Origin of the sequence: Thermosynechococcus sp. PKX95, from assembly GCF_031583295.1 — a bacterium.
Classification (GTDB): domain Bacteria; phylum Cyanobacteriota; class Cyanobacteriia; order Thermosynechococcales; family Thermosynechococcaceae; genus Thermosynechococcus.
Map to the genome: position 1 here is coordinate 1476051 of NZ_CP134171.1, position 13333 is coordinate 1489383.

Here is a 13333-nt window from a genome sequence, read left to right on the forward strand (position 1 = left end):
GTACCATAAAAAGGGTGGTTTCTCTAAATCTGCCCTTATATGTCTGCTTCGGCAACGAATTCCCCTTCCCGCTGGCGATCGCTACGCAATAATGCCCTCCTGATTGGGGTGGCTGTGCTGATCACGCTACTGATTCGTATTTTTGTGGCGGAGTCGCGCTTTATTCCCTCAGAGTCTATGGAGCCAACGCTTTGGCCAGGCGATCGCATTGTGGTGGAAAAGATCACCTATCGCCAGCGATCGCCTCAACCGGGGGATATTGTTGTCTTCTATACCCCACCCCTCTTGCAGGCCCTTGGTTATCGCGCCGATCAAGCCCTCATTAAACGAGTGATTGCCACCGCCGGGGACACGGTTGCCGTGCATGATGGTCAAGTTTGGGTCAACGATCGCCCCCTTGCAGAACCCTACATTGCTGAGCCACCCGTTTATACGCTCTCCCCAGTGACAGTGCCAGAGAATATGCTCTTTGTTATGGGAGATAACCGCAACCACAGCAATGACTCCCATATCTGGGGATTTTTGCCCCTTGAGAATGTCATTGGTCGGGCGATCGCCTGCTATTGGCCCCTCAACCATGCGGGTAAAATTTCGTCCCCGGCTGCCTAATAGGTGACTAGCCGCATCAGTGTGGGGTTAGCATCCTCCACCAGTCCCCATTCAACTGGTAACGGTACCACTTGTCCCACAGGAGTTGTTTGCGTTGCTTGGAGACAATCAGTCTGCAAACTGTAGTTGCCATTGCGCAGGCTTGGCGGTTGGGCAGGGCGGCTGACTTGACAGGTTTTAATGACCGTCGCTCCCACCTGTAGCGTGCTATGGGTTTGGCTGTGAGCCAAAGGTGTCCAAGAAAACACGGCTAACACACTCAAGGCGATCGTCGCGACAAGAGACTGCCGCCAAAACTGCATGCTGAACATAATTCCCCCGCCTTCTCTTTATCGAGAAGTCATTGATGAAATCACTCGTAACAGTTCCTTAGATTCCTTCCCCCGCTTTTAGAAACGTGAGGCTTTGAGTCTTGAACAGTGAATACTAAGGTATTAACTGCAAAAAAGTAATAAGAAAATGTGAGGAGCTGTTTAGAGTTGTAGGGGACTCAGTCGCCTTCCCTACACTTCTATTGTAGTCTTTATAGCCAAACCTAGTTACGATCCTGTACAAAAGTTCATGATTGAGTCTTATACCAATTCAATTTGAAGATATAGTCATTTCGAAAGGGAGTGAGATATTTTCAAGAGGGATAGGCTATACTCAAAGCGTCATGAATGTTACTCAAGAATATGAGCTATAGCTTGAACTGACGAGAGCGGTTTGTCTCCTACATCCAGCAAGGTGGCAAAATTAGTGAAGCAACTCAAATCTTTCAGGTGAGCCGCGCCACCATCCATCGCTGGCTGAAGCGAGAGGACTTAGCCCCTACGGTTGTCCCCCGTCGTCCTTGGAAACTGGATTGGGCGGCCTTAGAGACGGGGTTTGACTCTCGAGTGGAGTGTGAGTATGGGTGGTCAGCGCGAGGCCAACGAATTGATGGAGAGTGAGCTTTGTGGGCGGCTGTGGACAAGTCCTTGCTTCAGCCAGTAGAGCATCTGCAAGCGTTCCTGCTGTCGGGCATCGGTTTCATGGTTGCAAAGAGCTGGTATAGGATATCGCTTCTTGTCGCTTGAACTCTGTTCATCCAGCGAACTCAAACAATCTGCCATCTTCTACTGCTCAGCAAATAATGGTATAAACTCCCTTCCCTTCAAGGCAGTGGACTAAATGGGAACGCTAGCAAGGACTATCCTCTTTAGGGGTCAATTTGTGCCTGTGCCACTACTGGCATAGTTCCAACGAAAAACGGCTATTCACCTGTCAGGATCGAAGTATCAGCGTAACGACACCGCCCTTCGCTACGGTTGACGCTTCAAAACGCTGGTTTAGGCCACTTCGCGTTTCAGGTAGGGAAATAGAATGATTTCGTTGGCACGTTTGGGTTGGTTACTTTCAGTTGTATTGGGAGTTGTTACCCTTGGGTTCACCAATGGGCTGGCGATCGCTCAACCGCTCTTGGCACGACAAAATCAATCTCCATTGGTCAATGGCCTGTATCTCCTTGGCGAGTCGCCCCAACCCCAACAGGTGGGTCATAGCTATATTGTCTTTGAAGTCAAAGATCAGAAGGTCTATGGGGCGTTTTACATGCCCAATTCCTCCTTTGATTGTTTTCGGGGTACCGTGGGCGATCGCCAGTTGCAGGTGACGGTTCTACCCACCTATGAGGAGGAACCCTACCAAGCAGAAATTGATTTACCCAGTTTCTATAGTTTGCGTCGTATTAGTGCTAGCGATCGCGCCATTTTGGCTGCCTGCAAAGCTGAGCCGCTGCCCATTGCCACCCAAACCGGAAGCTAGGCAGAGGTGCTATCATCAGACGGTACCTTTTGCCGTTAACTTTTGGTTAAGTCTGAATGGTTAAGTTGACCCCGACGCCTGCCTATAGTCTGACGCTGCGATTGAAGACTTCCTTAGATCCAACGGAATTAGGAACCGTTCTCCAGATCATTGGTGGGCAACAGGGGCAAGTGGGTTCCATCACCCTGATCGAGAAAACCGCTAATAAAATCCTACGGGAACTGGTGGTGGTGGCTGCCAGCCGCGATCATGCTGCGGCCATTGTCAATGCTGTGAAATCTGACACCCAAGCCACGGTGCTAGAGGTGAGCGATCGCACCTTTCGGCTCCATGAGGGGGGCAAAATCACCGTTAGAAGCAAGCATCCCCTTCAGGAATACGACGATCTGGCGATGGCCTATACGCCGGGCGTCGGTCGGGTATCCCAAGCGATCGCTGACGATCCTCAATTGGTGCACAAACTGACGATCAAAAGCCATACGGTGGCCATTGTCAGTGATGGCAGTGCGGTCTTGGGATTGGGCAATATCGGCCCAGAGGCTGCTCTACCGGTGATGGAGGGCAAGGCCATGCTCTTTCAGGAATTTGCCGGTCTGGACGCCTTTCCCATCTGCTTGAGCACACAGGAGGTGGATGAAATCGTCGCCACCGTCAAGCGCATCGCCCCCGTCTTTGGTGGCATCAATCTAGAGGATATTAGCGCCCCCCGCTGCTTTGAAATCGAAGCCCGTCTGCAAGCGGAATTGGATATCCCTGTGTTTCACGATGACCAGCACGGCACGGCCATTGTCACCCTTGCCGCCCTTAAAAATGCCCTGCAACTAGTGGCTAAATCCTTAGATACGGTGCGCATTGTCATTAACGGGGCGGGGGCAGCCGGCATCGCCGTGGCCAAGCTCCTGCGCAAAGCCGGCGCCCACCATCTAACCCTCTGCAACCGCCAAGGCATCCTCTCAAAAGACAAAGCACAAACACCAGCACAGCAGGAATTTGCCGTCGCTGAAACAGGAACGCTGGCTGATGCTCTAGAGGGTGCCGATGTCTTTATTGGCTTGAGTGCCCCCGGCGTCCTGACATTGGAAATGGTGCAGCGCATGGCCCCAAAAGCGATTGTTTTTGCAATGGCCAATCCCGTGCCGGAAATCCAACCCGAACTCATTTATGACCATGTGGCGGTGGTGGCCACTGGCCGCAGTGACTATCCCAATCAAATCAACAATGTGCTCGCTTTTCCGGGGGTGTTTAAGGGTACCCTTGCCTGTCGGGCACCCCGCATGACGGAGGAGATGTTCCTCGCGGCAGCAGCAGCGATCGCGGCCTTGGTCAGTCCCTCGGAACTGCACTCAGCCTATATTATCCCCTCAGTGTTTGATCCACGGGTGGCACCGGCAGTGGCCAAGGCTGTCGAGGACTGCGCGCGATCGCTGGGGTTAGCGCGTGCCTAGTCGCTATTGCGAGACAGTAAAGGGTTGAGTCAGGGTCAAGCCCAAATCCGTATTGGCATCAATCACCACTAGTCGCTGCACGGCTGGATCAATCGCACCACCAATGGTGGCACCGGCGGCTGCACCGGTAATCACTTTTTCGGGCGTAATCTTGCGATCGCCAATCACTGCAGAAGCACCCGTGGCCAAAGCAGCACCAATCAGCGTATCGCGAATAATGGAGGTGGCAGGCCGTCCTTGGTTGGTTTCAATCGCTGCCCCCGTCACTGTCCCCGTGAGCACTTTTAGGGGCGTAATCCTGCGGTCTCCCGCCAAGCCAGAAATCCCCGCAGCCACCGCCGAACCAATGGCCGCATTGCGGAAGACATTGCCAATGTTGGGATCACGGGCATCGCGAATCGTACGAATTACTTGGGAATTAGCAGCGATCGGGAGTTGGCGATTATTGATCACCACCGTATTGGCCACAAATTGAGACCCCCCTTGGGCGGGCTGGATCTGGCCAAAAATTTCACTGCCCACGGGAATCACAACACGACCTTGGCTATCGCGGACATCGGCAGCCGTCACCAAGCGGATCGCAACACTTTCATTGGGGCTAAGGACAATCCGCTCTGCATCGGGGAAACGAGCCGGAATTTGCTGACCGGCTGGGAGCGCAATAGGCGAGGTGGTAGCCACACCCGCAATGTACTGCGTCGGCACAAGGGCTTGGGCACCGGGGGCACGGGTCGCCTGACAGAGGAATGCGGCAATATCGGCACGGGTGGCCAGTTGATTTGGCGCAAAGAACTGCACATTGGGATAGTTCACCACCACTTGTTTAGCGGTGGCAGCGGCCACACCCGCACGTCCATAAGCGGGAATTGCTGCCGCATCATTGAACTGGCCTAAGACCCCCTCCACAGAAGGCGGTGTGGGATATTGCAAGCCACTGGCTAGAGCCACGATCGCCTGAACACGCGGAATATTTTGATTGGGCTGAAACACATTGCCGGGGTAGCCACTCAAGAAGCCAGTACGGGTGGCATTTTGAATCGCACTCGCTGCCCAAAATGTGCTGGGGACATCGTTAAACATACTGGGGGCACGCACCACAGGCGCATTGGGAAACGCCTTCCCCAGCATGGCTGCATATTCAGCACGGGTGACGGGGGCAAAGGGGCGAAAGGTGCCATCGGGATAGCCGCTGATAATGTTGCGACTGGCCAAGTGGTCAATACAGGCCTGTGCCCAAATGCCTTGGGTATCGGTAAAACGGGATTGGGCTTGCACCGGAACAGCCGCTAGAAGGGCAAGGGTACCAGAACTCATTAAACCGCAGCTCAAAACGGCCAAGCTGCGCTGTGCGAGGCTCTGCATAGCAAATCTCTCCAAGTAAGAGGGTATTCAAGTTATCTGAGAGGGTTTTGGATTCCCCTCAGCAATTTTGATTGGGAAAACACGTCAATCGTTGACTCTGCTGATGCCTATGGACGCAGTGCCGGAGATTAGGTTCCCTTGGGGGTAGGGGCTTCACTGGGGACAAGAACCGATTCCACTTGGGTATTCATTTGCCAGCCCGAAATTAAGGCCGCCGGTAGGGTGTGGGGTTTGGGGCTGTGGAGCAGGTAAATCAGGCGATCGCCCACTTGCCACTCTTCATTGGCTCGCACCACCCGCAATCCCTCTGGCCGTTCCACAAGCAGGGGAAGCACTTTCCCAGAGCGGATCAAGGCGTCAAGGTGCTGGCGTTGCAATTGCGATTGCTCCTCCTCAATGACCAGTTGGCCAAGACGCACAGCATCGCTATTGATGTATTGGTTCCATTTTTTAATGGACAGTTGCCGAGCAAAGGCAGGACTCAGACCGAGGGGACAATCCTCTACCTCAAGGGCGGCCAAGACCCGTGGCGGGTGAAATTCTTCGAGGACGCGCTGTGCCAGCACCGCATTCACCTCAGTATTACTAGTCACAGCCAGATAGGTGCCCAATTGAGTAATGCCGGCCTCCTGCAAAATATTCAGGTCAAGGGCACTACTGAGATAGACGGGCAGATGTTCACGGCGGGCTTGTTCAACGGCCTCAGGATCGGTGTCAATCATCACCACCTCTTCGCCGCGATCGCGCAAGATCCGCGCCAACAAACGACCCAAGGGCGTACAGCCAGCAATCATCACCCCTGAAGCCCCTTGGGCACGCACATTCAGTTGGGTTGCCACCCAGCGCGCCGTTAGGCCTTGGCCGAAAACCGTCATCAAAATCGTCAGGAACACTTGTCCTTTAATGGCATCCCCCCCACTAATTCCCGCATTGGTGAGGGTAATCGAAAATAGCGAAGCCACTGAAGCCGCAACAATTCCCCGCGGCGCAATCCAACTGAGGAAGGCTTTTTGTTGCCAACTGAGATCACTGCCCCATGTACATAGGACAACGCCGAGGGGACGGATCAGGAACATTAAGCACAACACCGTGAACACCCCCGACCAACCTAGCTCCAATAGACCAGCGATCGAGAGATCCGCAGCCAGCAGGACAAACAAGACCGAGATCGAGAGCGTACTCAGTTGACCCTTGAAACGCCGCAGTAGCCGCCCCCCCGGCACATCCGACCAACGCAGTACCAGCCCCAGAACCACCGCCATCATCAAGCCGGATTCGCTCACCAGTTGATCCGAGAGCCAAAATAGCCCCCACAGCACTGCCAGCACCAACAGGTTCCGCAAATCTTCCGCCAAAAACCAAGCGCGGTGCAGGAAGCGATTGAGACACCAGCCACCAATACCACCAATCAAGACCCCCACCGCCAAGCGCTGAATAATCCCGAGGGCGATCGCCCCCATGCCGAGGTCTTGATTGAGAACTACGTTCAGCACCATCACCGCCAAAATGGCACCAATGGGGTCAATGAGCACGCCTTCTCCCTCGAGAATGACCGCCAATTTGTGCTCTACACCCACCTGACGCAGCAGCGGCCCTACCACCGTAGGCCCGGTCACCACCACCACGGACGCATAGAGAAAGGCCAGTTGCCACGGAAACTCGCCAATCCAATGGGCGGCCATGGCGCCAGCCACAAACGTCACCAATCCCCCCAGCGTCACTAACTTCCAGAGGCTACCCGTAATATCTTGGTCAGCGCGGCTCAGGTCTAAGCTCAAGCCCCCCTCAAAGAGAATCAAGGCCACACACAGGGGCACTAACACTTCTAGGCCTTCGCCTAAAACTTCCGGATGGACTAGCCCCAAGCCACTGGGGCCTGAAAGAATACCCGCCAGTAACAACAGGACAATACTCGGCAGCCGTAACCAATGGGCAGTCACTTGGGCACCAATGCCTAGGACAACGGTGATGACGAACAAGGCGGTGAGTTCGGCACTACTTTCCATCGCAGCCTCCACAGAGGTTTAGGCGTTTAGGGCTAGACTGACGGGCAAGCGTTCCTCCTTGTTCTACGTCAAAGTTCAGTATTGGACTGTTACATTTGTCACACCCTATTGCGGGGGAACCTGATTACAGGATACTGGAAGTCCTTGAGCATTGCCAATTTCAATCAATTTTGTAAAACTCTCCTAGAGAGGGGAAACAGGGCGCGATCGCCACCACAGCCATGCTGCTGCACCACAGAGGGTACAGTTGCCAATGAACGTGAGCAGCGCTTGCAGATCCACCAACCAAGCCAGTGTCACTGCATTATCGAAGTAATGCCACGTACAGGCACACATGGCACTCACCAACGCTGGTAGCATTGCCCACGCCAACCACCGCCATCCCTGCTCCGGACAGCGGCGATCCAGTTGTGCCACAAACCAAATGGCGGCCATCCACTCCAGCACACTGGAAATGTGCACTATCCATGTGGAAATTGACAGGGCGTGCATTCGGCCTCCGGATAGATGAGGATTTTGTAAGTCTCAGGCGTGGGATGTACTGCCTGTTCCACCGCCTCGGCAAGTTTGACCAAGGGATAGCGATCGCTGATCAGGGCTTTGACATCAATGCGGCGGTTAAAGATAATGTCGCAGGCTAAGGACTGTAAGCGGTAGGAGGAACTGTAGCTGCCCATGAGATCAATCTCACGGCGATAGAGAATGTTGGGATTGAGGGGAATCTCCACCTCATCGGGAAACTCGGCAAAGAAGAGAATTTTGCCCCCCTTGCGAGTACACTCTAGGGCTTGGAAAAAGGCCTTCTCACTGGGAACCGCCAAGAGACTGACATCCACCCCCAAGCCATGGGTCAGGGCTTGCACCTTGGCACTGAGATCGGGATCGCGGGCATCAAAGGCGGCAGCAGCGCCCACTTCTTTGGCTTTGGCAATTCGCGAGGGCAGTAAATCGGTGGCGATCGCCCGTGCCCCAAAGAGATTCACCAACATAATAAACATTAGGCCAATAGGCCCTGCCCCAGTGATCAGCACCGTTTGGCCGGGAGCAACACCTGCTTTCTTCACCGCCTTGAGGCAACAGTTGGTGGGTTCAACAAAGCTGGCTTCTTCATCACTAATGTGATCGGGAATGGGAATCAGACCGCCATGCTGCACAATGTGCCCCGGTACTTTCACATACTCAGCAAAACCACCGCCACTGGGAATAAAGCCCGCCGTGGTTGTAACGGTTTTATACACATGGCACATTGAATAGTTTTCATTCAAGCAGTAGGCGCAGTGCATACAGGGAATATGGTGCATGACCACCACCCGCTGACCCACCTGCCAACCCGTCACGGCCTCACCCACCGCCGCAATTTCACCCGCCGTTTCATGGCCAAAAATACGAGGCGGCTCATAGAGGGGATAGCGAATTTTTTTGATGTCCGATTGGCACAAGCCAACGACCTTAACGCGCACAAGGACTTCATCGGCAGCAATCTCAGGGATGGGAATGTCCTCGTAGCTGAGTTGGTTCACCCCTCGGAACACTTGGGCTTTCATTGAGACCTTTGCAAACTCGCCACCCCTAAGATAATTGTCCCTTGCACCGAGAGCAAGTCTGGATGATACCCCTTTGCAACTCAAGCAAAGGAAAACTCTAGTTGTTTTGCTGCTGACAGGCAAATCGTGGGCTGAGGTGATTGGATTTCAAGGGCATTCAATAGATTCACCAGCGATCGCCCCACCGCTGCCGCCAAATTCACGGGCACTGCATTGCCAATCTGCCGATACTGGCTTGAAAGAGAACCACAAAACTGCCAATCATCGGGGAACGTTTGGATACGCGCATATTCGCGCACGGTCAACGGTCGTGTTTCGGTGGGGTGGCAGCGTTCTGTTTGCTTTTGGGCAGGGGAGCAAGTCAATGTCAACGCAGGTTCATCCCATGCCAAGCGCCGTGCCATCCCCGTTTTGCCACCATCAAGACGAAAACTTCCCATCAGATAGGCCTGCTGCAGGTCTGGGGGCAAGTCGCGCCAACACCCCCCTTCGGGAACCTGTTGCAAAATCGCCGCTTTCTGCTCAGGGTAACGCTGACCCGCAGAGGGAGGCACATCGCTCTCATAGAGAACCCCAGCTTTGAGGGCATCCGCCAACGTCATAATTTGCGGACAAGGACTCGGCCAAGCAAATTGAGCATAGGGCACCAAATCATTGCGAATGCCCACCAAGAATAATCGCTGTCGCTTTTGGGGGACGCGATAAAACAGGGCATTGAGAACCTGTGGCGGCATTAGCGTATAACCAATTTCGGAAAGCACCGCTTCAATAGTTCTAATGGTGCGCTGGCGATCGTGGCTGAGTAAACCGCGCACATTTTCGCCTAAAAATACCTTCGGTTGGACTTCTTTGATGGCTCGCGCAAATTTAAAGAATAGCGTGCCACGGGTATCGGCAAAGCCCAACTTTTCCCCTGCATAGGAAAAGGCCTGACAGGGAAACCCACCCGTCAATAAATCAATTTCGGTTTCGATCAGATGTTCCCAGTTGAGGGTGCGAATATCCGCCTCAATCACTTGCCACTGGGGGCGATTTTGCCGCAGCGTTCCACAGGCATCTTTATCAATTTCATTCAGACAGACAACGTGCAACCCCGCCTGCTCGAGTCCCAAGGCCAGCCCTCCTGCCCCGGCAAACAATTCAAGGGTTTGGTAAGGCCGCAAAGGTTGGATGAATTGCTCTTGCTCCCAAGAACTAAAAACGAGTTCCCGAAATTTTGCAAACTGAAGCAGTTGTGCTACGGGATAGTAGCGTTTGCCCCGTTCATCCTCTTCACGACAGGTCAAAAAACCTTGGCGCTCCCACTTTTGTATGGTGGCTTTTGTCACACTGAGAATATCAGCGATGAGCTCAGCCGATAGAACATCATTGGTTTTGTGTAAAATCCTTAAATCCTTCATAGTTGGAAAATGCCAAATAATACAGAGCTGCTAAGAGATTGGGATGGACTTTCCTTAAACTTTCCCTGATATTTTTACTCTCAGATGAGAAACCAATTTCAACTCCTTCAGATTCAATAACATCTTGAATGATTTGTGGTAAGTGTTTGCACAATTTTGCAAATGCATCCTTGTCGCCTGTGGCAATCTCATAAAACTTATCAATTGAAATTATTCTTATTCTTTCATTTTTGACCACTTTATCATCTATTTTAACAGACCAAGGAAGGTTTTTAGATTCTTTTGAAATCACTTCAATCAAAAAACAAATTGCTTTTGAGTCACTATCAATAGTTTGTTGCATTTTGCGGAAAATATTTTCTTTCGCATTACTATTCATAGTATTAAACTTGTTTTTAATTTCCGCATAGTAAGATTTCTTGCGATTGACTATGTCATAACCTGATTCAAGAACTTCCCAGTCTTGAATATATCGAAAAATGTTTTGATGAAAATAGCCAATGTGATTATTGTTAGATTTGTCAATTTGTCTTATGATTTCTCTTTCAATAAATTCCTCATCACTGAGATGATAAACAGCAATATCGAAAGTTGCTTTTATTGGATCAATTTTGAGCTTCTTAAATTCTGTGAAATCAATTGATGAGCGATAGTTTAGAATTGTTTCTTTAACATGAGCACGAATATCTTCGTCGCTAATAAATCCCAGCTGACAGTAGGCACTGGAACAGGAGCATAACTCATACTCTAGAAAAGAAAAGAGTTATATTAAGATTTTTACTGCTTTTGACATCTTACGTAACAAAGTGGTGGTGAAAGAGACTCCCCTGAAATACTAGAGGAAGAGTCCTGAGTACTGGGGGCAAGTTTGTTGTGGCGTATCCCTTGCACGTTGCCTTCATTTGGCACCAGCACCAACCCCTCTACAAAAGTTGTCGCACCGGTCAATACCTGCTCCCTTGGGTACGGCTCCACGGCACGAAGGACTACTTAGATCTGATCTTAGTCCTCGCCAAATATCCCCGCCTCAAGCAAACCGTCAACCTTGTCCCCTCCCTGTTGCTGCAAATTCAGGATTATGTCAACGGTACGGCTCTTGATCCCTACCTCACAGCCACACTGACGCCGGTCGAGCAACTCACGGATCAACAGCGCTGGTTTATCATTGAGCATTTCTTTGATGCCCACCACCGCACAATGATTGACCCCCATCCCCGCTATCGCGAACTCTACGAGCAGCGGCAAACTCACGGCAAAACATGGTGTTGGCAAAATTGGCAGCCGCAAGATTATGGGGATTTGTTAGCGTGGCACAATTTAGCGTGGATTGATCCTCTCTATTGGGAGGAGCCAGAGATTGCCCAATGGCTATCCCAAGGGCGGGATTTTAGCCTCAGCGATCGCCAGCGGATCATTGCCAAACAGCGGGAAATTCTTGGCCAAATCATTCCCCAGCACCGCGCCCTTCAAGAGGCGGGTCAAATTGAAGTCACCACAACCCCCTATACCCACCCGATTTTGCCCCTCTTGGTGGATACCGATGCCGCCAAAGTAGCGGTTCCCAACATTGCCCTGCCCCAACAGCGGTTTCAATATCCCGAAGATGTTCCTCGGCATTTGCGGCGGGCGCGAGTTCTTTATGAACAATTCTTTGGGCGATCGCCCCGCGGACTGTGGCCGTCAGAGCAATCCGTGAGTCCAGCCATTCTTGAACCCATTGTCGAGCAGGGCTTTGAGTGGATTTGCTCCGATGAAGCCATCTTGGGCTGGACAACGGGAACCTATTTTTACCGCAACGAAGCAGGGGTTGTCCAACAGGCCAATGTTCTTTACCAACCCTACCGCCTGACCACGGCCAAAGGGGATCTCAACATTGTCTTTCGCGATCATCGCCTCTCGGATCTGATTGGTTTTACCTACAGTGCCATGGCTCCCGAAGCAGCGGCAGCGGATCTGCTCAAGCAGCTGGAGGGCATTCGCCAGCAACTCATTGCCCATGAAGGGACTGGTCAATCCAGTTTGGCGCAACCATGGCTTGTGACCATTGCCCTCGATGGTGAAAACTGCTGGGAGTACTATCCCCGCGACGGCCTGCCCTTCTTAGAAAGGCTTTACCAAGGCCTGAGCGAGAACGAGCACTTTGCCTGTGTTTCTGTGGCGGAGTATCTGCAACAATATCCCCCACGTGCGGTGATTTCGGGTTCTGCTCTTCACAGCGGCTCTTGGATTGATGGCAATTTCTGTACATGGATTGGCGATCCGGTAAAAAACAAAGCTTGGGACTATTTAGGGGCTGCCCGCCAAACCCTTGAACGCCACCCCGAAGCCACTGAAACGAAGAATCCGGCAGCATGGCAAGCTCTTTTGGCGGCTGAAGGCTCTGACTGGTTTTGGTGGTTTGGTGAAGGCCACTCCTCGAACCACGATGCCATGTTTGATCAGCTTTTCCGTGAGCATTTGATGGCGCTCTACACAGCATTGGGGGAGCCAATTCCTGAGGTTCTCAATGATCCCTTAGAAGTCCACGAAGCCAAGGATACCTACCCGCCCCAAGGCTTTATTCACCCTGAGATTGATGGGCGCGGTGATGAGCAGGACTGGAACTTTGCTGGCCGGATTCAAATCGGTGGCAGCCGCGGGACGATGCACCGCCAAACGCTGATCAGTCGCCTCTGGTATGGGGTGGATCACCTAAATATCTATCTGCGTCTTGATACTCCGAACCAGAAACAGCCCTTTGGGAATGACATCAGCACCCTGCACTTTTGCTGGTACTACCCCAACAGGGTGACGTACAATAGCCCCCTCTCTGATCTGCGAGATTGCCCCGACGCAGCCCCCCTCAACTACCTGTACCACCATCAATTGGTGATTGACTTTGAAAAGCAACAGATTGCTTTCAAAGAGGCGATCGCCAACTACCAGTGGGAAGAGCGACCCAGCCATGCCCGCTATGCCTTGGGCATCTGCCTAGAAGTGGCCATTCCTTGGGCAGATCTGCACCTGCATCCCGATTGTGGCCTGCATTTATTGATTGTGTTGGCACAGGATGGCTATTACTTGGATCATCTGCCCACAGAGCAACTGCTCTTTTTGACCACACCTTAGACCTTGAGGCGAAGCGTTAACAACAAGCGATCGCTCAGGCTTCGCAATGCAGCTACGGTTGAGGGCAAATAATT

12 protein-coding genes are annotated in these 13333 nt (G+C 52.3%); 5 read left to right on the forward strand and 7 right to left on the reverse strand.

Going from position 1 to position 13333, the window contains the following annotated elements; translation table 11 throughout:
• Nucleotides 1-39 precede the first annotated feature (39 nt).
• Complete coding sequence (lepB, locus tag RHH81_RS07160) at nt 40-609, forward strand: signal peptidase I (protein ID WP_206199575.1); 570 nt, start codon at nt 40-42, stop codon at nt 607-609.
• Here lepB and RHH81_RS07165 read toward each other — a convergent pair.
• The gene (locus RHH81_RS07165; RefSeq protein WP_206199576.1) at nt 606-920 is read right to left on the reverse strand and encodes a hypothetical protein; all 315 of its coding nucleotides are present in this window, start codon (nt 918-920) and stop codon (nt 606-608) included. The two genes, lepB and RHH81_RS07165, sit on opposite strands and share 4 nt — an antisense overlap.
• A 423-nt stretch (nt 921-1343) precedes the next feature.
• Here RHH81_RS07165 and RHH81_RS13070 point away from each other — a divergent pair, with 423 nt between their 5' ends.
• The 3 genes from RHH81_RS13070 to RHH81_RS07180 all read left to right on the forward strand — a co-directional run bounded on the left by RHH81_RS13070 (nt 1344) and on the right by RHH81_RS07180 (nt 3839).
• Entirely contained in the window at nt 1344-1541 is a 198-nt protein-coding gene (locus RHH81_RS13070; RefSeq protein ID WP_399364981.1) for an IS630 transposase-related protein, read from the forward strand.
• A gap of 412 nt (nt 1542-1953) precedes the next feature.
• Nucleotides 1954-2394: a hypothetical protein gene (locus RHH81_RS07175; RefSeq protein ID WP_206199577.1), complete on the forward strand. Its 441-nt coding sequence runs from the start codon at nt 1954-1956 to the stop codon at nt 2392-2394.
• Nucleotides 2395-2450: 56 nt separating this feature from the next.
• The gene (locus RHH81_RS07180) at nt 2451-3839 is read left to right on the forward strand and encodes an NAD-dependent malic enzyme (RefSeq protein ID WP_206199578.1); all 1389 of its coding nucleotides are present in this window, start codon (nt 2451-2453) and stop codon (nt 3837-3839) included.
• A 3-nt stretch (nt 3840-3842) separates the two neighbouring features.
• Here the strand turns inward: RHH81_RS07180 and RHH81_RS07185 are convergent, their stop codons facing one another.
• The 6 genes from RHH81_RS07185 to RHH81_RS07210 all read right to left on the reverse strand — a co-directional run bounded on the left by RHH81_RS07185 (nt 3843) and on the right by RHH81_RS07210 (nt 10860).
• Complete coding sequence (locus RHH81_RS07185) at nt 3843-5201, reverse strand: S-layer homology domain-containing protein (RefSeq protein WP_206199579.1); 1359 nt, start codon at nt 5199-5201, stop codon at nt 3843-3845.
• A gap of 128 nt (nt 5202-5329) precedes the next feature.
• Complete coding sequence (locus tag RHH81_RS07190; protein ID WP_310742821.1) at nt 5330-7207, reverse strand: cation:proton antiporter; 1878 nt, start codon at nt 7205-7207, stop codon at nt 5330-5332.
• Nucleotides 7208-7390: 183 nt separating this feature from the next.
• Complete coding sequence (locus RHH81_RS07195) at nt 7391-7699, reverse strand: DUF2499 domain-containing protein (protein WP_310742822.1); 309 nt, start codon at nt 7697-7699, stop codon at nt 7391-7393.
• A complete protein-coding gene (locus RHH81_RS07200; protein WP_310742823.1) occupies nt 7669-8751 on the reverse strand; it encodes a zinc-dependent dehydrogenase in 1083 nt (360 codons plus the stop codon). The genes RHH81_RS07195 and RHH81_RS07200 overlap by 31 nt, the downstream gene beginning before the upstream one ends.
• 80 nt (nt 8752-8831) lie before the next feature.
• Entirely contained in the window at nt 8832-10151 is a 1320-nt protein-coding gene (gene dcm, locus RHH81_RS07205; protein ID WP_315863386.1) for a DNA (cytosine-5-)-methyltransferase, read from the reverse strand.
• Nucleotides 10117-10860, reverse strand: a complete 744-nt coding sequence (locus RHH81_RS07210; protein WP_310743547.1) for an Eco47II family restriction endonuclease — start codon at nt 10858-10860, stop codon at nt 10117-10119. Before RHH81_RS07210 ends, dcm begins: the two co-directional genes overlap by 35 nt.
• Nucleotides 10861-11024: 164 nt before the next feature.
• Between RHH81_RS07210 and RHH81_RS07215 the strand changes: the two genes are divergently transcribed.
• A complete protein-coding gene (locus tag RHH81_RS07215) occupies nt 11025-13259 on the forward strand; it encodes a glycoside hydrolase (RefSeq protein WP_310742825.1) in 2235 nt (744 codons plus the stop codon).
• The last annotated feature ends 74 nt before the right edge of the window (nt 13260-13333 follow it).

Excerpts from the sequence above, each read along its gene's own strand:
- lepB (WP_206199575.1), top strand. The coding sequence starts at position 40 with ATGTCTGCTTCGGCAACGAATTCCCCTTCCCGCTGGCGATCGCTACGC.
- RHH81_RS07165 (WP_206199576.1), bottom strand. The coding sequence starts at position 920 with ATGTTCAGCATGCAGTTTTGGCGGCAGTCTCTTGTCGCGACGATCGCC.
- RHH81_RS07175 (WP_206199577.1), top strand. The coding sequence starts at position 1,954 with ATGATTTCGTTGGCACGTTTGGGTTGGTTACTTTCAGTTGTATTGGGA.
- RHH81_RS07180 (WP_206199578.1), top strand. The coding sequence starts at position 2,451 with ATGGTTAAGTTGACCCCGACGCCTGCCTATAGTCTGACGCTGCGATTG.
- RHH81_RS07185 (WP_206199579.1), bottom strand. The coding sequence starts at position 5,201 with ATGCAGAGCCTCGCACAGCGCAGCTTGGCCGTTTTGAGCTGCGGTTTA.
- RHH81_RS07190 (WP_310742821.1), bottom strand. The coding sequence starts at position 7,207 with ATGGAAAGTAGTGCCGAACTCACCGCCTTGTTCGTCATCACCGTTGTC.
- RHH81_RS07195 (WP_310742822.1), bottom strand. The coding sequence starts at position 7,699 with ATGCACGCCCTGTCAATTTCCACATGGATAGTGCACATTTCCAGTGTG.
- RHH81_RS07200 (WP_310742823.1), bottom strand. The coding sequence starts at position 8,751 with ATGAAAGCCCAAGTGTTCCGAGGGGTGAACCAACTCAGCTACGAGGAC.
- dcm (WP_315863386.1), bottom strand. The coding sequence starts at position 10,151 with ATGAAGGATTTAAGGATTTTACACAAAACCAATGATGTTCTATCGGCT.